At 67.4% G+C, this 20958-nt stretch carries 22 protein-coding genes and 1 pseudogene; 11 read left to right on the forward strand and 12 right to left on the reverse strand.

The window, feature by feature from the left end; all coding sequences use genetic code 11:
* Nucleotides 1-274: 274 nt before the first annotated feature.
* Nucleotides 275-1153, reverse strand: a complete 879-nt coding sequence (locus NG1_RS35385; protein ID WP_062969960.1) for a DUF302 domain-containing protein — start codon at nt 1151-1153, stop codon at nt 275-277.
* Nucleotides 1154-1266: 113 nt separating this feature from the next.
* Here NG1_RS35385 and NG1_RS11070 point away from each other — a divergent pair, with 113 nt between their 5' ends.
* The gene (locus NG1_RS11070; protein WP_062969961.1) at nt 1267-1455 is read left to right on the forward strand and encodes an efflux permease Rv1217c-related protein; all 189 of its coding nucleotides are present in this window, start codon (nt 1267-1269) and stop codon (nt 1453-1455) included.
* Between the two features lie 28 nt (nt 1456-1483).
* On the opposite strand, the gene NG1_RS37405 is transcribed toward NG1_RS11070, so the two are convergent.
* Nucleotides 1484-1654 (reverse strand): DUF8730 family Cys-rich protein, encoded by a 171-nt coding sequence (locus NG1_RS37405; RefSeq protein WP_168434081.1) that lies wholly within the window; start codon nt 1652-1654, stop codon nt 1484-1486.
* Nucleotides 1654-2265 carry a mycothiol-dependent nitroreductase Rv2466c family protein gene (locus tag NG1_RS11075; protein ID WP_062969962.1) on the reverse strand — a complete coding sequence of 204 codons (612 nt, stop codon included), beginning with the start codon at nt 2263-2265 and terminating at the stop codon, nt 1654-1656. Before NG1_RS11075 ends, NG1_RS37405 begins: the two co-directional genes overlap by 1 nt.
* Nucleotides 2266-2413: 148 nt before the next feature.
* Here NG1_RS11075 and NG1_RS11080 point away from each other — a divergent pair, with 148 nt between their 5' ends.
* Together NG1_RS11080 and NG1_RS11085 are read left to right on the forward strand one after the other, a co-directional pair.
* Nucleotides 2414-2683 carry a metal-sensitive transcriptional regulator gene (locus tag NG1_RS11080; RefSeq protein ID WP_062969963.1) on the forward strand — a complete coding sequence of 90 codons (270 nt, stop codon included), beginning with the start codon at nt 2414-2416 and terminating at the stop codon, nt 2681-2683.
* A gap of 30 nt (nt 2684-2713) precedes the next feature.
* Nucleotides 2714-3127, forward strand: coding sequence for a DUF302 domain-containing protein (locus tag NG1_RS11085; protein ID WP_062969964.1), 414 nt, complete (start codon nt 2714-2716; stop codon nt 3125-3127).
* On the opposite strand, the gene NG1_RS11090 is transcribed toward NG1_RS11085, so the two are convergent.
* Together NG1_RS11090 and NG1_RS11095 are read right to left on the reverse strand one after the other, a co-directional pair.
* The gene (locus NG1_RS11090; protein ID WP_174554910.1) at nt 3080-3793 is read right to left on the reverse strand and encodes an SRPBCC family protein; all 714 of its coding nucleotides are present in this window, start codon (nt 3791-3793) and stop codon (nt 3080-3082) included. The genes NG1_RS11085 and NG1_RS11090 overlap by 48 nt on opposite strands.
* A 175-nt stretch (nt 3794-3968) precedes the next feature.
* Nucleotides 3969-4964 carry an Acg family FMN-binding oxidoreductase gene (locus NG1_RS11095; RefSeq protein ID WP_062969965.1) on the reverse strand — a complete coding sequence of 332 codons (996 nt, stop codon included), beginning with the start codon at nt 4962-4964 and terminating at the stop codon, nt 3969-3971.
* Nucleotides 4965-5100: 136 nt separating this feature from the next.
* Between NG1_RS11095 and otsB the strand changes: the two genes are divergently transcribed.
* Together otsB and NG1_RS11105 are read left to right on the forward strand one after the other, a co-directional pair.
* Nucleotides 5101-9087 (forward strand): trehalose-phosphatase, encoded by a 3987-nt coding sequence (gene otsB, locus NG1_RS11100; protein WP_062969966.1) that lies wholly within the window; start codon nt 5101-5103, stop codon nt 9085-9087.
* A gap of 143 nt (nt 9088-9230) precedes the next feature.
* Nucleotides 9231-10178, forward strand: a complete 948-nt coding sequence (locus tag NG1_RS11105) for a universal stress protein (protein ID WP_062969967.1) — start codon at nt 9231-9233, stop codon at nt 10176-10178.
* 208 nt (nt 10179-10386) lie between these two features.
* Here NG1_RS11105 and NG1_RS11110 read toward each other — a convergent pair whose 3' ends face one another.
* Nucleotides 10387-10833: a CBS domain-containing protein gene (locus NG1_RS11110; RefSeq protein WP_062969968.1), complete on the reverse strand. Its 447-nt coding sequence runs from the start codon at nt 10831-10833 to the stop codon at nt 10387-10389.
* Nucleotides 10834-11518: 685 nt separating this feature from the next.
* Here NG1_RS11110 and NG1_RS35390 point away from each other — a divergent pair.
* A pseudogene (locus tag NG1_RS35390) lies at nt 11519-11698 on the forward strand (acyl-ACP desaturase); the annotation flags it as partial.
* Nucleotides 11699-11723: 25 nt separating this feature from the next.
* Nucleotides 11724-12608, forward strand: coding sequence for a hypothetical protein (locus NG1_RS11115; protein WP_062969969.1), 885 nt, complete (start codon nt 11724-11726; stop codon nt 12606-12608).
* A gap of 470 nt (nt 12609-13078) precedes the next feature.
* Here NG1_RS11115 and NG1_RS11120 read toward each other — a convergent pair whose 3' ends face one another.
* Entirely contained in the window at nt 13079-14587 is a 1509-nt protein-coding gene (locus tag NG1_RS11120; protein ID WP_157113979.1) for a phosphatase PAP2 family protein, read from the reverse strand.
* An 857-nt stretch (nt 14588-15444) separates the two neighbouring features.
* On the opposite strand from NG1_RS11120, the gene NG1_RS11125 reads away from it, so the two are divergent.
* Nucleotides 15445-15774, forward strand: coding sequence for a hypothetical protein (locus NG1_RS11125; protein ID WP_062969971.1), 330 nt, complete (start codon nt 15445-15447; stop codon nt 15772-15774).
* Between the two features lie 518 nt (nt 15775-16292).
* On the opposite strand, the gene NG1_RS11130 is transcribed toward NG1_RS11125, so the two are convergent.
* Both NG1_RS11130 and NG1_RS11135 read right to left on the reverse strand, forming a co-directional pair.
* Nucleotides 16293-16901, reverse strand: a complete 609-nt coding sequence (locus NG1_RS11130) for a malonic semialdehyde reductase (RefSeq protein WP_062969972.1) — start codon at nt 16899-16901, stop codon at nt 16293-16295.
* Nucleotides 16902-16928: 27 nt separating this feature from the next.
* On the reverse strand, nt 16929-17348 hold the full coding sequence (locus NG1_RS11135; protein WP_062969973.1) for a nuclear transport factor 2 family protein: 420 nt from the start codon (nt 17346-17348) through the stop codon (nt 16929-16931).
* Nucleotides 17349-17521: 173 nt separating this feature from the next.
* Here NG1_RS11135 and NG1_RS11140 point away from each other — a divergent pair, with 173 nt between their 5' ends.
* Together NG1_RS11140 and NG1_RS11145 are read left to right on the forward strand one after the other, a co-directional pair.
* Entirely contained in the window at nt 17522-18304 is a 783-nt protein-coding gene (locus NG1_RS11140; protein ID WP_062970107.1) for an SDR family NAD(P)-dependent oxidoreductase, read from the forward strand.
* A 15-nt stretch (nt 18305-18319) separates the two neighbouring features.
* The gene (locus tag NG1_RS11145; protein WP_062969974.1) at nt 18320-18787 is read left to right on the forward strand and encodes an acetyl-CoA carboxylase biotin carboxyl carrier protein; all 468 of its coding nucleotides are present in this window, start codon (nt 18320-18322) and stop codon (nt 18785-18787) included.
* Here NG1_RS11145 and NG1_RS11150 read toward each other — a convergent pair.
* Together NG1_RS11150 and NG1_RS11155 are read right to left on the reverse strand one after the other, a co-directional pair.
* Nucleotides 18748-19182: a lipocalin-like domain-containing protein gene (locus tag NG1_RS11150; RefSeq protein WP_062969975.1), complete on the reverse strand. Its 435-nt coding sequence runs from the start codon at nt 19180-19182 to the stop codon at nt 18748-18750. The two genes, NG1_RS11145 and NG1_RS11150, sit on opposite strands and share 40 nt — an antisense overlap.
* Nucleotides 19183-19211: 29 nt before the next feature.
* Complete coding sequence (locus tag NG1_RS11155; RefSeq protein ID WP_062969976.1) at nt 19212-19706, reverse strand: luciferase domain-containing protein; 495 nt, start codon at nt 19704-19706, stop codon at nt 19212-19214.
* 103 nt (nt 19707-19809) lie between these two features.
* Between NG1_RS11155 and NG1_RS11160 the strand changes: the two genes are divergently transcribed.
* Nucleotides 19810-20187: a winged helix-turn-helix transcriptional regulator gene (locus NG1_RS11160; protein ID WP_062969977.1), complete on the forward strand. Its 378-nt coding sequence runs from the start codon at nt 19810-19812 to the stop codon at nt 20185-20187.
* Between the two features lie 8 nt (nt 20188-20195).
* Here the strand turns inward: NG1_RS11160 and NG1_RS11165 are convergent, their stop codons facing one another.
* Nucleotides 20196-20957, reverse strand: coding sequence for an alpha/beta fold hydrolase (locus tag NG1_RS11165; RefSeq protein WP_062969978.1), 762 nt, complete (start codon nt 20955-20957; stop codon nt 20196-20198).
* Between the last annotated feature and the right edge of the window lies 1 nt (nt 20958).

The raw sequence follows: 20958 nt of genomic DNA on the forward strand, positions 1-20958 counted from the left end.
CGATAGTCCAATCCGGTAAAGGTTTTGGCGTCGAGGTTACGCAACGAGGGAGTTTCGGTGAGCACCAGTCTCCATTCCCGGTGACCGTTCATGACTTCACCCGTCTCGGCGGGTCTCGGGTCGGGGGCGCCGGGACGCATGCATAGCCACCGGCTGCCAGGGTGCAGAAATGCTCCGTTTCGAGCGCAGTGAGAGTCGCAGTGAGAGTAATGAGCTGGAGAAGCTGCGCGTCCGGGATCGATTCGCAGACCGGGTTCCGCTTCGACCACGCCGGTCATGTAGACGCCGGAGTCGCGTCTCGGAGACTGTCCAAGGCAACGGTGAGGCGCTGCCGCAGCTCATCCGCGACCGAGCGCAGCCCCCCTCGGCCGACGACCCCCACCAGCGCGTCGGGATCGATCACCTCGACAGCCGTGCCGCTGTCGATCGCTCGCACCACCACCCTGGACGACATCACCAGGCCGGCCTGCCGGTCGGTGAGCAGTGCCCGATATGCGAGGCTGGGATCGCAGACGTCCACGATCAGGTAGTCCTCGATGTCTCGACCGGCGTTCGCCTTCAGAGTGGCCTGGATGTCGACCTCGGCCGTCACCATGAGCCCATGGTGTTGCAGTGCTTCCTTGGCGCGTTCGATCGCGACGCCGAACGGTGCGTCGAGATGGACCGCGATAGTCGTGGCCGGGGTGACCGGCACGCGGATCTCGGTCAGTAGGCGCCGAGGATCGGTGACCTCGTCCGGGCCGATCAGGTAAGCCTCGGTCGGCGGCCCGATCGGCCGGTAGCCGCCCTCGTGCATCCACTGCCGTAGCGCCTGATAAGCCGCACCGAGGTCGTGATAGCTACCACGATGGCAGGTGCGGGCGACCAAAGTACCGGCCATCACGACGACCTGTGCGCCGGAACTCGGTCCGAGGTTGGGCGCGGGCTCGACCGGGACTCCGAACTCCACTGCGATCGCCTCGTCGGCGGGCATGTCGTCGTGGAAGGTGATCGTCGGCGCGCCACTGGCGGTCAACCCAGCGCGCCGCACGATCCGGGTCACCTCTCGCATGCCTTCTGCGATGTCCTGGCCCAGGAGATTTGGGCGGACCTCGCGTGGCACCCGCAGCACTGCCTCCGGCGCCGACTCGACCAGGGTCACCTGATACTCCACTGAATCCTCCTCAGCCTTCTCGGTTTGTCCTGCCACGAGCGTGCGCTCCCGGCGACGTGGCCGAACAGGGGCGAAGGTCCTGCCCTGTGGGGTAGTGCGACGCCTACTGCGCCGTGGCCTTGCTTTTCGCGGACGCCTTCGATTGGCCCGACTGGTTCGACGCCGCGTCTCCGTTCACGCACACGCCGAACGCGCCGCTACGGACCGTCACCGCGGCACCGATACTCGCGATAGCCTCGAGCGCTCTGGTCGGCTTGGCGCTCGGTTTCGCCGGTTTCCGCCGCCGCGACGCCGGGTACTGAGCGAGACTTCGTCCACTCGCACGCCGGGTCAGCGGAACCAGATGCGGCGAGGACGTCGCACTGGTTCCCGCTGGGGGGTGTCGTCGTGACCGGAGCACCACTGGTCCGGCGGGGTGGCGGCGCGGACGGCGTCGATGTGCGCGCCGCAGCCGGCCCAGGTGGTCTTGCCGCAGACGCGGCAGGTGACGGGGGAGCACATCAGGGCTGTTCCTCGTTCCCGACGAAGGTGGGCGGGCCGTGGTAGGGACGCTGCAGTGCGGCGAATCCTGGAGTGGTGGCCGCGGTGACGATGGCATCCAGCAGTTCGGGGGCATGTCGTGCGGGGGGAGGCTCGGTCAAGACGGGGCCACCGAAGGCGTGGCCATCGATGCTGATGATGGGGCTGCCGCCGCTCCCGCCGAGCGCGGTCTGGCTGGCGTGATGGGCGCGGGCCACTGCGGCGTCGTAACGAGCGTCATCGAGCGATTCGAGCAGCGTGCGATCGTGTCCGGCCGCGTCCAGAGCTGCAGCTACCGCGTCGTCGACGTGCTGTGCGCGCTCATGCAATCGCAGACCCAGCGCCAGGTAGAGCGGCGCGAAGGCGGCCTGGCCGTCCTGCTCGACAGCGGCGGCGAACACACGGCCGATCCGGCGCGATCGGGTCATCATCGGCGCGTGGTCGGCATCGACGTCGCGACCGCCGTTGAGTACCGCCAGACTCATCTGGCGCAAGGTCACCACGTGGTCGGCGCCGGCGCTGTCGAGCAGCCACTGCGCGGCCACCCAAGCGAATGGGCACACCGGATCCACGTATAGGTCGATATCGGCCATGGAAATCCTCCTGTCGCCGGTAAAAGGAGATATACGGGTGGGGGTATATTCGCCTAATATACCCCCAGGGGTATATTGCATAGCATCTTGGTAGGCGTCATACCCCCAGGGGTATCATGGAACGCTGACGGAGCAGGAAGGCACAATCATGGTCGGCGACGAAACCGCCCTCACCGAAACACTCAACAGGCTGCGCCGGGCGCATGGTCAGCTCGCCGGCGTCATCGCCATGATCGAGCAGGGCCGGGACTGCAAAGATGTGGTCACCCAGCTCGCCGCGGTTTCCCGCGCACTCGACCGCGCCGGGTTCAAGATCGTCGCGACCGGACTGCGCGAGTGCCTCACCGGCCAAGCCGTCGACGGACGGAATCCGATGACCGTCGAGGAGCTGGAGAAGCTGTTCCTAGCTCTCGCCTGACTCACACCCCCTCTACGGAAGGACCGCACCATGAATCTGGGACTGTCCACCACTTTGCACACCGGCTTCGACGACGCCGTCGCCCGGACCCGGACCGCCCTGAGCGAGCAGGGATTCGGCGTCCTCACCGAGATCGACGTCCGAGCCACCCTGAAGGCCAAACTCGACGAGAACATCGAGGACTACCTGATCCTCGGTGCCTGCAATCCATCGCTGGCCCACGAGGCGGTCGGTATCGACCGGCAGATCGGGCTCCTGCTGCCCTGCAACGTCGTCGTACGCCGGAACCCCGACTCGGACGCCGAGATCCTCGTGGAAGCGATGAATCCGCAACTCATGGTCCAGGTCACCGACGAACCTGCCCTGCAATCGGTAGCCACGCGGGCGGCCGCCAAGCTACAGGCTGCCATCGACTCCTTGAGCACCCTGAGCAGCAGCCTCTGACGTGCCCCTCGCGGGTGTCCGCGGTGGCGTGGGCGCTTTCGACGTCTCGGATGGCCGGTGCGCGTGTCCGAGCCGCTCTGCTCGCTGTTCGATACCGCGCAGCATCTTTCGTTCCATGATGAGACTGCCCGGTTCCATCACGAGCACGGTGAACAGGCGCGTGAACGGGGACGCTCCGGTCAGCGCGATGCGGTTGCGGCTCACGAGCCGGGTCGCCGCACCCATGGGATAAAGGCCGAAGGACCAGACCCAGCGGCCGTCCTCGGACGCGAAGGTGAGATTGTGCTCGCTTTCGACAATCGCGGCCCTCATACGCGGACCGGACTTGCCGATCGGGAAGCTGTCGCCGACCGCGAGGTTCTGGAACTGCGGCAGGATCTCTCGGGCGCTGTGCATATCGAGGCCGAGCAGGTTCTCGATCCAATCGTAGGTGTAAGCGCCGCCGCGCCCGGGTCCCAGTTGAACCAGCCACGGCCAGATCTTGTCGGCGCCTGTGTCGATCGTGATCGCGCGCGTCGAGACGATATCGGCGTCCACCAGCAAATCATCACCGGGCATGACCCGCGCGATCTCTTCCCCGCAGGCGCCCCAGGTCAGCCATCTGGTGCGCATCCGGCTTCCGGTGAGCCTTCCGAGCGCCGATCCGAATGTGGTCGTCGTGTTCATGACGTCCAACTTCCCCTCGATTCACCGCGTGGGCATGCGGCTTGGCGGCTGCGGCTCCGATGCTCAGCCGGGTCGGTCTCCGGGATCGACGCGCGGCGCAGTGCCTGTCCGATCGTCTGGGTGACGGCGGTGGCCCTGGCCTCGGGGAGAATGGAGGTCAGGGCCGGCGGCCTCACTACGTCTCGCGGGTGGAGTCGGGCATGTCGAGGATCTCGCTGAGCGGACGGCGTGGCGTCGCCGGACCGTCGCGCTCCGCTTCGGGCGCGATACCCACCCGGATCAAGACCTGCGGCAGGCCGGAGTGCCCGGTCAGCTCGCGGACCACGGCGCGGCTGCGCGGCACTTCGGTCATATGAGTCAGCGGGCAGGTCGCGAACCCGGCGAGGGTGCATTCCAGGAGCACCGTGGACAACACCTCACCGCAACGCACCAGGTCCTCGGGTGTGTCGCGGTCGGTGGACAGCACGAGGATCAACGAATGGTCCTCGGTGACCTCGCCGCGTCGTTCGCCGGTGGCGGCGGTGGGGAACTTGCGGGCCACGGCTACTCGCGACCGTTCCTCCTGCGAGATCAAGGCTTCGCTGGGCACGCCCGCGTCGGCGATCGCGTGTCCTGTCCACCATTGCATCTCGGCGTGGTATCCGGCGTCGTAGCGGCGCAAGGCGGCGCTCATCTCCGAGGCGCGGGCCAAGGTGGGGCGGCTGTCGTCTCCCAGGACGTCGAGCGTGGCGTCGGAGGGATCGAAGGTCGTCCGTAGGACCTCTTCGAAGTCGGGCCATCCGATGGGCGCTCGGAACGGGAGCCGGTCGGTATGCCGCCGCAGGATGGCGTCGGCGCGGGCACGGTCGCCCTCGGTGACGATCCGCGCCCGTTCGAAGGTGATGTTGGCCAGGTGCTCGCGGCGGTTCGGGTCGGGGAAGCGGGCGAGGTGGATTCGCCATCCCGCGGCGGCCATCGCGGCGCGCAGATGGTCCAGTGCGATACCGCAGCTGAGCAGCATCTGCCTGCCGGAGGTGTCGGTCGCCGAAAGCATGCGTTCGGGCACGGCGAACAGCCGCAGGGCGTGGCCGTCGAAGCTCCAGTGCCAGGGTTGGCTGTTGTGCAGTGACGGCGCCCGGCCGGCGAGCAGGACGGCCTTCTCGATGGTCTCTCCGGTCGGTAGCTGGTTCATAGTGTCACGGTAGGGATCGACGGCCGATGTGCGGAGGAGTCGTAGGTCCCGAATCCCACCGCAGGTGGTCCTTTGTACGACTACCGCGTGACCTCGGCCCCTGGACGGGCGGCATCGGTCCGTTCAGGCTGGAGGGATGGGACACGGTGGCACGGCCCTGCCGGTGATCGATGCGCGCAGGCACGACGCGGTGATCTTCGATATGGACGGTGTGGTGACCGATAGCGCGTCGATGCACGCCGCGGCCTGGACGGAATTGTTCGACGTCTTCTTGGATCACCGTCCGGCCGGCGCCGGACAGGACCGCTCCCCGTTCACCGAGGACGACTATCTGCGTTTCGTCGACGGCAAACCCCGCTATCGGGGTGTCGCGGATTTTCTCGCCGCACGGGGGATCGACCTGCCGTGGGGGAACTCTTCCGATCCGGAAACGGCCGAAACGGTCTGTGGGCTGGGCAACCGGAAGGATCTCCTGTTCCTGGAGAAGGTCGCCCGCGAGGGGGTGCGAGTGTTCGGATCCACGGTCACGCTGATCCGGCGGCTCGGCGACGCGGGCGTCCGCACAGGGGTGTTCTCCGCGAGCCGCCACTGCGCGGACGTGCTCACGGCCGCTGGTGTCGCCGATCTGTTCGCGGTGCGGGTGGACGGCATCGTCGCCGAGAAGCTGGGCCTGCCGGGGAAGCCGGATCCGGCGATGCTGCTCGAGGCCGCCCGGCAGCTGGGTGCCGAGCCGGATCGGACGGTGGTCGTCGAGGATGCCGAGGCGGGTGTGGCGGCCGGACGCGGCGGCGGTTTCGCCCTGGTCATCGGCGTCGACCGGCACGCGAACGCCGACCGGTTGCTCGCGCACGGCGCCGACTTCGTGGTCTCCGACCTGGCGGAGGTAGGACTGCGCGGCGGATTCCGGCGGATGTCGGAACTTCCGGACGCCCTGAAATGCCGGTCACGCATCGCCGATCTGTTGGGCACCGAAAAGCCCGCCGTCCTACTGGATTTCGACGGCACAGTGGCCGATATCGTCGCCGACCCCGCCGACGCCGAACCAATCGACGGCGTCGCGGCAGTGCTGGCAGAACTGGCCGGACAATGCCCGGTCGCGGTCATCAGCGGCCGCGACCTCACCGATCTCCGGGAGCGCGTCGGGGTCGACGGAATCTGGTACGCGGGCAGCCACGGCTTCGAACTCATGGCCCCGGACGGCACCCGGCATGTCCACGACGCCGCGCCGGGCGCGGAGCGGGTACTCGCCGAGGTGGCCGGTGACCTGAGTCGGAGATTGCGCGACGTAGCGGGGGTTCTGGTCGAGCCGAAGCGCTTCGCTGTCGCCGTCCACCACCGAAATGTCGCGGGCGACGAAGTCGCGCGGGTGGTCGCCGCCGTGCACGAGACCGGTCAGGCCGCGGGCTTGCGGGTCACGCATGGCCGGCGGGTCACCGAATTGCGACCGGATGTGGATTGGGACAAGGGCACCGCGTTGCGGTGGATCCTCCAGCACCTCGCCACCCCGGTGTCGCCGGTCTACCTGGGCGACGACCTGACCGACGAGGATGCCTTCGACGCCGTCGGAGCCGATGGCGTCGCGATCGTGGTGCGTGCCGAAGAGACCGGCGACCGGCACACCGCTGCCCGGTTCTCGGTCGCCGGAACCCGGCAGGTGCGTGCCTTCCTGCATCGGCTGGCGGAGTTGTTGCGCGGCGGGACGACTGCCGTCGCCCCGGACGCGTGGACGCTCACCTTCGACGGTTACGACCCGGCGCAGGAGAAGCTTCGCGAGGCGCTGTGCACGCTCGGCAACGGCTACTTCGCCACCCGCGGTGCGGCGCCGGAGTCTCCGGCCGGAGGGGTCCACTATCCGGGCACCTATGTCGCCGGGGTGTACAACCGGCTCACCGACCAGATCGGCGGGCACGTCATCGACAACGAGAGTCTGGTGAATCTGCCGAACTGGCTTCCCGTGACCTTCCGGATCGACGGCGGCGACTGGTTCGCCCTCGATTCGGCGACCTTGCTGGATTACCGGCAGCAGCTGGATCTTCGCCACGCCGAACTCGTACGGCGGTTCCGCTTCCGTGATCGTGCCGGGCGGATCACCGCTGTGTCGCAACGCCGCTTCGTCGCCATGCATCGCCCGCACCTGGGCGCACTGGAAACGACGATCACCGCCGAGAACTGGTCGGGCACGCTGCGAATCCGCTCCACGATCGACGCAAGAGTGCGCAATCGGCTGGTGCAGCGCTATCACGATCTGTCGGACAACCATCTGGTAACGGAACGCGCTGTCGAGCTGTCCGGCGATTCGGTGCTGCTCGCCGTGCGCACCAATGGATCCGGCCTGCCGGTGGCGATGGCGACGCGCAGCACGCTGCGACGCGGCGGTGAACCGGTCGACCAGGTTGTGGATTCGATCGATCGAGACGGACTGATCGGCCACGAGTACACCGTCGACATCGCCGCCGGAAACTCGGCCACCGTGGAGAAGATCGTCAGCGTCTGCACCGGACGGGATCACGCGAACCCGGGAACCGAAGAGGGGGCTGTCCGCCGGCTCGACAGCACCGGCGGCTATGCGGAGTTGTTCGAGGGACATGCCGTCGCTTGGGAGCATCTGTGGGCGCGGCTGCGCATCGACCTCGACGGCCGGGAACAGCCGGCCCGGGTCGTGCGCCTACACCTGTTGCACCTGGTGCAGACGTTGTCACCGAACACCGTGGATCTCGATGTGGGCGTGCCCGCGCGCGGCCTGCACGGTGAGGCCTATCGCGGTCACGTGTTCTGGGACGAGCTTTTCGTCTTTCCCGTGCTGAATACCCGCTTCCCCCATTCGACTCGATCCTTGCTGCGATACCGCTATCGCCGGTTGCCCGAGGCCCGCCGGGCGGCCGCTGCGGCGGGACTGGCCGGAGCGATGTTCCCGTGGCAGTCCGGCAGCGACGGCCGCGAAGAAAGCCAGCGACTGCATCTGAACCCGCTGTCGGGACGGTGGAATCCGGATCCCAGCCGCCGCGCGCACCACATCGGGATCGCGATCGCCTACAACGTCTGGCAGTACTATCAGGCCACCGGTGACCTGGAGTTCCTCATCGATTCCGGCGCGGAACTACTGGTGGAAATCGCTCGATTCTGGGCAAGCCTGGCGACCTACGACACCGAGCGCGACCGCTACACGATCGGCGGTGTCATCGGCCCCGACGAATTCCATTCCGGCTATCCGGACGCGCCCGGGGGCGGCATCGACAACAACGCCTACACCAATGTCATGGCGGCTTGGGTGATCCTGCGGGCGATCGACGCGCTCACACTGCTCGCCCCGCGCGAACGGTCGGAATTGCTGGAGACGCTGTCGGTGCGACCGTCGGAACAGCGGCATTGGCACGACGTAGCCCGGCGGATGTACGTGCCGTTCCATGACGGGGTCATCAGCCAGTTCGAGGGATACGAGCAGCTGGCCGAGCTGGATTGGGACGATTACCGTCGCCGTTACGGCAACATCCAGCGGTTGGACCGGATACTCGAAGCCGAGGGCGACGACGTCAACCGCTATCAGGCTGCCAAGCAAGCCGATGTGCTGATGCTGTTCTATCTCCTGTCGGCCGACGAACTGTGCGAACTGCTGGGGTATCTCGGGTACCAGCTGCCCGGTGAGATGATTCCGCGGACCATCGACTACTACCTGGCGCGGACATCGCACGGTTCGACGCTCAGCGCGCTGGTGCATTCGTGGGTGCTGGCGCGAGCCAACCGTGATCGCGCAGTGGAGTTCTTCGATCTGGTGCTGGGCTCCGACGTCGCCGACATCCAGGGCGGCACCACCGCGGAAGGCATTCACCTCGCCGCGATGGCTGGCAGCGTCGACCTGCTGCAACGCTGCTTCACCGGCATGGAACTGCGCCAAGACCGCCTGGTCTTCTGCCCGTACTGGCCCGCCTCGCTCGGCGCCCTGTCGTTCCCGATGATCTATCGCGGCCACCGGCTGACGGTGCGCGTCAGCGGCGACGGCGTCGAGATCACCTCGGATCCGGGCGCGTCGCCGCCGATCGAGATCACCTGCCGGGAACGGACCGCGCGGCTGGCGCCCGGCGACACGGTCCGGCTGGTGAACTCGACCCCTGCCCGCACGGGATGAGCGCGTGGACGAGGCGGTCAGCTCTGCGAAAAGCAGCAGCCATAGCCTTACCTCGGCGTCCCCGGTCCTGGTGCTCGGCCGAGGCGGTGGTGGCTGCACTGTGAAGAGGCGCTACACGATCACATGGGCTCAGGAGGCATGGCATGACAGAGCGGCGATTCGACGATCCGCATCACCTCGCCACTGCGAAGGTCATCGTCGGTGTGGACGGTTCGGACGGGTCGTGGGCAGCTGTCCGGTGGGCGGCGCAGTTCGCGGCCGAACGTGGACGCGAACTCGAGATCCTGCACGGCATGGATCTGGTGGGCACCGGTTGGGTGCTGGGTGACTACGAAGTCGCCATTCCCTCGGTGATCGATGCAGTACGCGAACAAGGCGGAGAGGTGGTTGCGCGGGCCGAACGGCTGGCCCGCTCGAGCGCGCCCGGACTGCGTGTCTCGACTCGCGTGTCCTCCGACACCGGTAGGGAGCTGTTGATCGAGCACAGCGCGGAGGCGTATGCGGTCGTGATCGGGGCGACCGGAAACGCCGGCACGTTCACTCATCTGGGTTCCACACTGCTGGCCGTGACCGCTCACGCGCACGGCACGGTGGTGGTCGTTCGCACCGGCCCCGACGACGGCGACGCGATCCAGGTCCCGGGGCCGGTGGTCGTGGGCGTGGACGGCAGCGCGGGCGGTGATGCGGCGATCGCCGCGGCGTTCGCCGAAGCGGCCGAGCGCGGGGCCGAGTTGGTCGCCGTGCATGTCTGGAGCGACTGGGACTTCGGCCGGTTCGCCGGTCACACCAGCTTGGGTGAGCTCGACCTGGACAATGTGGAACGGGCGATTCTCGCCGAGCGTCTAGCGGGTTGGCAGGAGAAGTTCCCGGAAGTCCGGGTCGCCCGGAAGGTCGAGGTGTCCGCACCGGCTCCGCATCTGCTGGACTGGTCGAAGGTGGCGCAGTTGCTGGTCGTGGGCAGTCGCGGACGTGGCGGGTTCGCGGGCATGCTGCTGGGGTCGACAGCCAACACTCTGGTGCAGCACGCGTCGTGCCCGGTGATGGTCGTCCACTCGCGCGAGGAGCAGCGGGGCAGTGGAGACCGCCGCTGAAGTCGGCGCGACCCGACCTGCTCGCCGCCGCGGCGACGACTGCGGCTCAGTTAGTCCCAAATGCCTTGCGCTGCTCGCGGTTTCCTATGCCTCGTCATCAGAAAGAGTTCTCCGCCGCGCTGGATAGACGGCTGCGGGCGATGGCATCGGCGCTCGCCGCGGTTTGCCGAACATCGATTCGTAGATCGCGCGGCGAGGTGACAGATCCTCACGCGTCCTCGGTGGTGGGCAGATTGGCGGCGCAGACCGCTTCTACGAATTCACCGACGGTGGTCTCGGTCAAATGGCGGGCCAGATCGGCTTCGGTGATGATGCCGGCCAGGACTCCGTGGTCGGTGACCGGGAGCCGCCGGATCCGGCGCTGCCGCATGAGCGTCAGCGCGTCGTCCACCTCGGTGTCGATCTCGACGGTGTGCAGCCGTTCGGCGCCCTGTGCCAATTCTCCGGCGGTGGTTGTCTTCGGATTCCCGCCGATACCGACGACCTTCACGACGATATCGCGATCGGTGACAATGCCGACGGGATGACCTTCGCCGTCGCAGATCGGCAGTGCGCCGATATCGAGTTGGCGCATCCGCTGGGCGGCTGCTTCCATCGTCTCTCGAACACTGATGTGCCGTACATCGGGCCGCATGATGGCCTGCACCGTTGTCATGAGGCAACTCCTTCTATCCGGGCGGCGTGCTCACTACTCATCATCATTCGACGGCGGCGGACGTATCGACAGGGCAGAAGGTCATCTGGCGGCTTGCCCGCCCGGCGCGCTCGGGAACGGGATACCGCGACGGTGGTCACCGGTCTGCTGAGTACCGAGCAGATGACTCGTTCACAGCCCGGCCGTTACGGCATGGTCGGGTCGCCGATATGGAGCCGAGATATGCGCTGTTCGACGCCATCGAGTGCGCCCGCTCGGCGCCGCGCTCTGAAGCTTCGGAACCGTCGGCACCGACGACCACCGGCGCGGACGCCGGCAGATGCGGGTTCTCGCGGTACGGCAGGTCCATGTCTGTCGCTTTCCGGGATTCGGAAATCAGCTGTCCTACGTATCGTAATAATTCGCAAATCGTTGGGCTGCTGTCTTTGGTCCTCGCAGGCCGAAGGGCCGCAAATGCCGCCGGATCGTCCGGGCGCCACCGGGTAGCCGTTCGGGACTCTCGGCACTCTCGTCCGGGTGTGACCAGGAGGAGGGAGGGGCGATCCGGCGCTGTCGCAGTCATCGGATGAACGGGTACTCGGTCCCTGGTTCTCAGGGCGTTCGACCCTGTGCGCCGCCTGAGGGGCAGTGGTGCTGTGTATGCCGACCGATTCGAAGCACCGGAAAAGAGAGGCAGGCAACAGCATTGGCACGGGACCTGACGCAGCGCGAGATTCTGGCCGAACTGGAACCGATCGCCGAGGACAATCTGCCTTCCTACCATCGCGAGATCTTCGAGAACTTCTCCCGTGACGGCGCCTGGGGTACCTGGGTCGGCCGCTGGACGGCCGAGGAGATGCGGCACAGCACGGTGATCCGCGACTATCCGTGTGGCTCATTAGGCTGGCTGGGTGGAGTTCACAACGGATTTGGAGCGTGCTGGGTGGCTGCTGGCGCGCGTCGGCGAACACGGGGTCGGCGGCGTCGCCGGTACCGGCTTCGAGGCTTATGCGCGAATACTGCACCCGGTCGGGGCGACCCGCCGCGACGTCACGGTCACCGACGAGTGGGGCAGTCCCGAGATCGTGGAGGAGGCGATGTGGCCGTGGGCCGAGGTCGCCGTGCGCAACGGCAGAGTGATGCATCCGCTGGTGCAGTGGCGCAACCTCACCGATGGTGAGGACGAAGCGGCGATGTCGTTCGATGACGGCTGGAGAGTCGACCAGACTGTCGAGGGGTGGTTCGACCCGAGCCTGCTGGCCGCGCTCACTGTCCACCTTCGCGCAGCCACCGAGGTACCGGAAGAGGTGACGGCTGGAGTATGGAATGGATTCGGCGAGCTGAACACATCCTCGGGTGCGGTGTTCGTCGCGTCCACCGACGGCGATCCGCAGAACGTCGAGCGCGAGCGAGCTCGAATCGACGCCGAGCTGGCTGCGTCTGTCGCGCCGCAGGTCAGACGGGCGGTCGAGGCAGGGCCTTTGCTGCGGTGGCCGGGGCGCGACTTCATGCTGTTCGACACCAGTCTCTCCGAACTCGCCGACCCCGGCTGGGTGCATGCGGCGGGCCTGGGATGGACGACCGACTTCCCCGGAGTGACGCCCCAGCTGCTCTGGCCCGCCGACCACGCATGGGTCGTAGCCAGCGAGATCGACTTCGACTCCACGATCGTCGCCGGTTCACGGGCTCTGATCGACGCGGTTCTGGCCGACGAACGTTTCGAGGCCTTCGAGATCGCCGAGCAATCGGAGCTGAGCTGGTACGGCGACACAATCAACCCCACGCCGAAGAACTGAGATGTCGGCGAGAACTCGACCAGGGCGTGCAACCGAGGTCCACGAAGATGTCACGAACAGGGGTAAAGGAGTTCCGGACTGGCAGGGCGCTGAGCAGCACGATCGCGTTGAACCGGGGATAGAACCGGACCTGGTTTCGCACCGTGCCTGCGATGAACAGCGGTTCGCGCGACTGCTCATGGGCTGCGATCAGTGCCTCGATTCGCGCTTCTGACCTGACTGCCTTGATCGACAGCGGAAGAGGCAAACCGCCGATCCACGAACGCGGGTGGAAGCCCCTCGATCCCGCACCGTGGCTCGTGGAACACCGTTCCCAGCTCGTAGCCGAGCGCGCTCGCGGCAGATCGTAATGTGTCTTCTGCTGCGTCGCGTTAGCCGAGCAGGTACCCGTAGGCAAGGGGCAGCACCGGCGAGGTTGTTTACGGGAGGCCAGGACGAGGGGTGGCGGTGCCTCGGTGCGGATTCTTCGATCAAGCTCGGGCATGCCGAACGTGCGCCCGCGTCGACTGACCAGTGGTCTCGACGGGTTCGACGACCCACCAGGCGATCGCCGTCCATATCGATGCCAGTAGAACCGCGCCGATGATGTCGGTGGGGTAGTGCGCACCGGCGTAGATTCGCTGCACGCCCACCAGCGCGGGGATCAGGAGGATGGCGGCGGACAGAAGCCGATGCCGTCGTCGGCGGGTGGTGGCCCACAGGAGTGCGGCGGTGGCCGAGTAAAGCGTCAGCGAGGCGGCGACGTGTCCGGAAGGGAAGCTGGCGGTGGGTGGCAGGTCGGGATTGAGGTGCGGAACCCGGGGGCGGTCGCGGTCGACGATCGCGGCGGTGGTGAGAAACAGCGTGATCTCACCCAGCAGCGCGCTGCCGAGGAACAACACCGGGCGCCAGCTGCGCAGGACGCCCACCGCCAGCGCGGCGACGATCAGGGCGACCGTGATGACCGCGGTGGTATCGCCGAGTTCGCCGAACACGCCCAGGACGGAGGTGAGCGTCGGGTTACGGTGCTCGGCAAGTGTTGCCACGACGCCGTGATCCCAGCGCAGGACGGGGTTTTCGGCTTCCGGGGCGCGCACCAGCATGCCGATTCCGACGAGCCCTCCGACGAGCAGCACCCACGCGACCGCGAGTTCGCCGATTCCTCGCCATGGGTGGGGGAGAGTGGGCGCATGCCGGAGCGGGACCGGCCGCAAGTCGTCTTCGTCGGCCGGTGGTACGTCACCGGGCAGCGGGCCCGCGTTGCCGACTCGGGCGTCGCCCCGCCATCGGTGGAACGCGACGGTGACCAGCACGAGCCACAGCGACCCGAGCAGCCAGCCCGCGAGGACGTCGGTGAGGTAATGCGCGCCGAGCGCTATCCGGCTGAGGCCGATGGCCGCCACGATCAGGATCGCGAACACGGCCACCGCGCGGCGTGGGCCCGCCGGCAGGATCGGCGCGAAAACCAGCAGGACACCGCCGTAGCACACCAGTGAACCCATCGCGTGTCCGCTGGGGAAGCTCCACCCGTCGGTGCTGTAGACGGGAGTCTCCACCACCGGACGTAGCCGGGCGACAAGCTCTTTGACGATCGGGTTGAGGATCAACCCACCGGTGCCTGTGATCACCACGTAGACCGCAAGGCGTGGTAGACGACGAATGAGCAGCCAGAGCCCGCAGACGGCGAGCACGAGGGCCAGCGTGCCGGTCCCGCCGAGATCGGTGATGCCGGTGAGGATGTTCCGCAGAATCCTGTGCTCCGCCACCACGGAGACCAGGCTGTCGGTGACCGCCTGATCCGCTGTCTGCATCGGTTGCCACCGTGCCCGGACCAGCGCTGTGAGCACACCGAACCCGATACCGACGGCCACAGCGCCCGACATCGCCGCGGCGCTGCGGACAGCGAATCGTTCGGCGGCCGCGGCCTCACTCCGAGGGGCCGGGCCGCCAGGGCGGTCGGCGCCCGTCGCGGCATCCCCGTCGTGGCGGTCGGCAGACAACGCAACACCTCCTGCGATCGTGCGAGACCCCCGCCGTGCAGCGAAGACCCGCGACAGGTCACCAAAGAACCTCCGGGTCCGGATCCTTCGTTGTCCACGGTTTCCCGAAACGAGCGGCCGCAATCAATCCGGATATGTCACGGTCGACAACTTCGCGATGACCGCGACCGAATCCGATCCCGCCGTTTTCGGAACCGGCGTACAGGGCGAGTCTTCTGTCTCTGGCGCAGTGACGCGGGTTCTAGCGACTGCGTTCGTAGGTGTGGTCCGGCGCCGGAATCCGCTGCTGGGACCGGGGTGCCGGTGCTGGTGCTCGAAGTTCCTGCCGTTGTGGTCATTTCCGCGGAACGGATCCTTCCCGTTCAGGCACCGTTCCGCCGTGCCGGCTTGCTCGGTCACGGCCCCAGCATCCCACCACCGGAGTGGTTCGCGGCAATCTCGCGGCTTCGAGGAAGCAACGGTCTATTCAGTGACCTGTAGCCAGGCGCTCTTCACGCTCATCGTTGGTGTGGTCTTTGGTTACCGGCGAACTACGGACAACACCTCGTCCGCACACCCCCCAGCCCGGACCCGCAACTAGACTTCAGTGTGGGCGCGTCCAAGGGGAAAGCAGCTACGGACGCGTCACCCGCATGGGGGTGGTGCCACAGCGCAGCGATCGGTTAGATCATTCGTCGGCGGCGCCACCTCTGCGATACGCCGGACGCGCCTGTCCGGCTGCAGCACACCGCGATAGCCCGGGGCGGAATGGCCTGATGCCAGAATTTTCGTGGCACCTGCATTTCGCCTGTCGGCGCGGGATTGTACGGCGACCGACTCTCCGGGATGAATCACTGACACATCGATGGGAGATGCGAATGCCTCAGCAGAGTACCGAGATCACCGAAGTCCAGCGTGCAGCGCAGGAGGAGGCCGCCGAGATCCTCGCGAAGATCCTGAGGTTCCTGGTCTCATCGCCGACGCCGGAGGGAGCCGAGGGTGCTGAGGGGACAGGCGGCGAGTACAACGGCCCGATTCCCAACAACCCCGCTGTGAAGGGCCACCCGGCCGTCCAGGCAGCCCTGCTGGACCTGGAGAAGAAGGGGCCGGAGCATATGACCCAGCTTGCGCTCCGTTGCTTCGGCCATGCCAACGAGTGGGACGGTGGCCTGCTGAACGCTCTGCGGTCGATGGGCTACAAGGTCTGACCGCCGGGTTCCCCACCCGTCCCGAACCGCGCGGTACTACCGCTGTGTCCATGACTTCGGGACCTCATACAGCACAGCCCCGGACGTGAGTCCGGGGCTGTGCCGTGTCGATAGGAGCGCAAGCCATCCCCGACAAACCGGCGCGGTTCGCGACAGTCTCGAGGCACTGGGCCGCCGGCGCAACGTGCCGGCGGCCCAGCCGAATCACCTGTCAGATGAAGGTGTAGGCGACGCCGTTACTGGTCCCACCTCCTGCCGATCCGGCTACCGTCGATGGCTATCCCGGTTCCGCTCCAGCCAATGACTTAGAGCGCAGCTCTAGTGCTGGCGTGTGGCGGCTCCGCCCCGTCTCCGGGCGGTCTTGCCGCCGCGATCCGAACGTCTCCGCCGCGAGAAGACGTAGCTCACGACAGTGCCGATCCAGCCGCCCGGCCGTGGCTCGGGCGAACCACCGGATCGAGCTGGTACATGTCCCGGGGCCTGCACAGGGTCGATTGCGGTCGGTCACAGCGGCCGGGTCACACCGTGCTGACCACCTCCTCGTACTCCAGTCGCGGCGAGCGCGGGAACCACGCGTTCGGGCCCGGCTTGCCGATATTGACCACGACGAGGCCGGTGTGTTCGCCGCCCGGGAAGAAGTCCTCGTCCAGGCCCGCACCGTCGAAGCCGTTCATCGGGCCCGCCGCCAGCCCGGCGGCACGGACGCCGAGGATGAAGTAGCCGATCTGGATCAGAGCGTTGAAGCGTGCGGATTCGGCACGGTAGTCGGCGTCGGCGAAGTAGTCCTTGGCCTCCGGCGCGTGCGGGAACACCCTGGGCAGGTTCTCGTGGAAATTCAGGTCGGCGGCCAGGATCGCCGACAGCGGTGCGGCGGCCGTCTTCGGCTTGTTGTTGTCGATCATGTGGGTGACCAGACGGGCCCTGGCCTCAGGGCTGCGCACCAGAACGATCCGCAGCGGTTGCTGGTTCATCGACGTCGGTCCGTATTTGACAAGCTCGTAGATCTCGCGGATCTGTTCGTCGGTGACCGGCTCGCCGGTGAAGGCGTTCGCCGTGCGGGCCTCCCGGAACAGCAGGTCCTGGGCGTCGGCGGCGAGCGTGAGCAAGGCCGGCTGAACGGAATTCACAGGGTGTCTCCTCGAATGCTGGTCGGATCAGTCGTGGACGACGCGCCGCGACCGGGTCAGCAACGCGCCGTCGGCGCGGACGAGCACGTCGTGCACGACGCAGCTCGGCGCGATCTCCGGCTTGCTGTCCGGGCGGATCTTCACCACCAGGCAGTAGGCGGTGGACACGATGGTCCCGTCGTCCTGCGGCTGCAGGTTGATCATGTTGAACCAATGCCTGCGCTGCATCGGGTCGGTCTCGAAGCGCTTGTGGAACTCGACCAGGTCGGCGATGATCCCCGCCCTGGTCCGGGCGGGGGGAATGCCCGGTGTGTGCTCGAATTCCGCGTCCTCGGTGAAAGTCGCCGCGTAACCGGGGATGTCGCGGTTGTCCAGCCGCTGCATCTGCTCGGCGTAGAACTGCTGGACCTCGGCGTACAACTCGGTGCGGCTGGCGACGGTGGTCATGGTTGCTCCTGTGGTCGCGGCGGGGCTCGGCTGCACGCCAGCGTGGTCCTCGCCGCTAGAGCCTCGGTTGAGCCGAGCCCCGCCGCGCGCGGTTGACCGGATCTATAGGACGCCGGTCGACCCTGATGGTCGAGAAGCCCGGCGAGTTCGGAAGTTCGACCGATGGAGGAGTCATGGCGGAAAATCGGCGCGTCGCGCTGGTCACCGGAGCGACCAGCGGAATGGGCCTGGAGATCACCAAAAGTCTTGCCTCCCAGGGCATCGCGGTGTTCCTCTGCGCTCGCGATCAGCAGCGGGTGACCGACACGGTGAAGAGCATGCAGGACGACGGTCACGAGGTGGACGGCACCGTCTGCGACGTGGCCGACGCCGCGCAGGTCCGCGAGTACGTCGACGCGGGTGTGCGGCGCTACGGCACGATCGACATCCTGATCAACAACGCGGGCCGCAGCGGTGGCGGCGTCACCGCGCAGGTGCCCGACGAACTGTGGTTCGACGTGATCAACACCAATCTCAACAGCGTTTTCCTGATGACGAAGGCGGTGCTGAACGCGGGCGGCATGCTCGAACGCGGCAGCGGCCGCATCGTCAACATCGCCTCCACCGGCGGCAAACAGGGCGTGGTGCACGGCGCCCCGTACTCCGCGTCCAAGCACGGCGTGGTCGGCTTCACCAAGGCGCTCGGCCTCGAACTGGCCAAGACCGGGATCACCGTGAACGCCGTGTGTCCCGGATTCGTGGAGACGCCGATGGCCGAGCGGGTACGCGAGGTGTATTCGGGGCTGTGGGGCGTGGACACCGAGGAGGTGCACGCCCGCGTCAGCGCGCGGGTGCCCATCGGCCGCTACGTGCAGCCGTTCGAGGTGGCGGCGATGGTCGACTATCTGATCGGTCCCGGGGCCGGCGCCGTCACCGCGCAGGCGCTGAACGTCTGTGGCGGCCTGGGAAACTACTGACAAGGAGTGCGGGCAATGACCGCAGTGCAGGAGAACGCCCCCACCTTCGGACACGAGGACTATCTGCGGGTGCTGGAGGCCATCCAGACCGGCGCGTTGCAGTTGCTCGCGGGTTTCCCGCAGCAGCCGAGCGCGCTGCGCTTCCAGGTGGGAGAGGTGACCGTCGAGGCCGAGTGGGCGGCCGTGCAAGCCCCGGTCGCGGTGGCCGCGGTGGAAGCCGTCGCCGCACCGGAGGCGCCGGCGCCCGGCGCGATCGTGCGCGCGCCCAGCGTCGGCGTGTTCTATCGCTGCCCCGAGCCGGGTGCGGACCCGTTCGTCGAGGTCGGCGACCGAGTGAGCGCCGGGCAACAGGTCGGCATCGTGGAGGCGATGAAATTGATGATCCCGGTGACAGCGCAGGCCGGCGTGATCACCGGGATCCTCAAGGAAGACGGCGAACCGGTTCAATTCGACGACCCCCTGTTCTCGTATTCAGCGGAATGACAGTGCGTTTCGGGCGGTCGGCTGCGGCGCCAAGTGAGTACCCGGCGTTGCGTCCGCCCGCCGACCCGCGCGGCGCCGATCAGCGTCAGCACGTCTCCGTTCAGCGACAGCTGCCGCACCTGCTCGGTCCGCGCCCAGGCGGGGTTGGAGCAGACGCTGATCGCGTGCACCACCTCCGCACCGGTGCGCCGCCAGGTGCCCGCGTACCCCATGAACGGGGTGGCTCCCCGAGCTCCGTCCGTGCGCATCATGCTCACCGACATGTAGCCGTGCGCGCCGTAGATCAGCAGGCCGCGCGGCGCGTCGCCCAGTGGGCCCTCGCTGGTGACGTCCTGGTCGTCGATGTCGTAGTAGGACAACAGTTCCCAGGTGCCGACAAGATCGGTTGCGTTCATGACACCGACGATGGCCGCCGCCGCTCTAATCACGCTGTAGCCGGTCGGACGGCGAAGCGGTGACTGATCCGCACCAGCTGCCAGACGACGTCCAGCTCCTCGCGATCACGCGGCCCATACACCATCACCAGGGTCCCGGGCAGGTATCCCTGCCGAGCCATCGGATGCGCCTCCGCCCATCCCTGTCGAACCGCCTGTGCGACCACGTCTTCCGGTAGGCACATGTGCAGGCTGCCGTCCCCGTGCCCGTGCAGGTGGGCGAATTCGGTGCCCGCGAGATACGCCTCGCCGGGCCCCTGGGCGATCGCCGGCCGCAGGTGCAGTGCCCGGGTGTCGGGCAGGGAGACGCCGCTGCGCCCGAGCAGAACGCCGTCGAGCGTGGTCATCCGCGACCACAGCTGCTCTTGCAGTTCGGCGGGCGCGATCTGGTCGAGCTGCTGGTGCGGATTGTGCGCACGGGTGCGCGGCCGATCGCCGGAGCGCCGCGGCAGATCCAGCCTGCCGTCCACCGTTGTCGTCGTCATGACTGTGCTCCCTTCGGATTTCGCATGCTCGCGACCCTTGGAAACACATTACTTTCCAAAGTATAGTAGTAACCAAGGGGAAAGTTACTTACCCGGAGGACGTATGACAACCGCGCCCGAGACGCCGCTGGACCCTTGCCCGATCACACCGGTCATCGACCTGGTGTTCGGCCGCTGGTCCACCCAGGTGCTCTGGGTACTCACCCACGACGGCAAGCTGCGCTTCACCGAATTGCAACAGCGCATCCCCGGCCTGACGCCCAAGGTCCTCACCCAGCGCCTGCGCCAGCTCGAACGCGACGGACTGGTCGCGCGCACCTACCACCCCGAGGTCCCGCCGCGCGTCGAATACGAGGCGACCCCGCTGGCCGAAACGCTCACCCCGGTGTTCAGCAGCATCGTGACCTGGTCCTCCGAACACCTCGGCGAGGTTCTCGCCGCGCGCGCCGCATTCGACTCGGGGGAGACTCGGGACCGATAGTCGACGGCCTACGGTGTCGGCGCCGGCCGAGTGGCGAGTTCGAGCAGGCATCCGGCCAACTCGCGCGGCATCGTGATCATGCAGTCGTGCCCGGTGGGGAGCACGTGGAGGCGGCCGGGAGGCAAATCGGCGGGTGGCAGGGTGCGGGGCATGGCGGCGCGCATCGCTTTGAAGTCCTCGCCGCCTTCGCCGCAGTAGACGTGTGTCACCGGAATCGCCGCCAGCGCCTCGGGATTCGTCAACTTCATCGGCTGCTGGAAGGTCTTCAGCGATTGCGGCGTCTGCATGGACGCCAGCCAACCGAGATCGGGTTCCTCGGTGACGCCGTACAGTCCGCCGTCGCCGGTCGGTTCGGTTTGCGGCGGCACCAGCCAGCCGTCGCCGGTGGCGGCCGCCGCGGCGGCGAAGGCGTCGACCATGCCCGGCATGATGTCGGCCACCGCCTCGCCGTCGCGGGGCACGAAGGTGTCGATGTAGACCAGTTCGGCGATGCGTTCCGGCACGGCGTCGGCCAGCGCGGTGACGACGATGCCGCCGTAGCTGTGACCGACCAGGACGACGTCGGTCAGGTCCGCGGCGGTGACGAGGTCGATCAGATCCTGAACGTGGGTGTCGAGCCCGACGTCCGCGGTGAGCAGGTGCGCGCGGTCGCCGAGGCCGACCAGTGAGGGGGCCAGGACGCGGTGGCCCGCGTCCTCCAGCGGCGGGGTCACCCGCTGCCAGACCCATCCGCCGTGGAATGCGCCGTGAATGAGCAGGTAAGTCGACACG

This window comes from Nocardia gamkensis NBRC 108242, assembly GCF_001612985.1.
GTDB classification, from domain to species: Bacteria; Actinomycetota; Actinomycetes; order Mycobacteriales; family Mycobacteriaceae; genus Nocardia; species Nocardia gamkensis.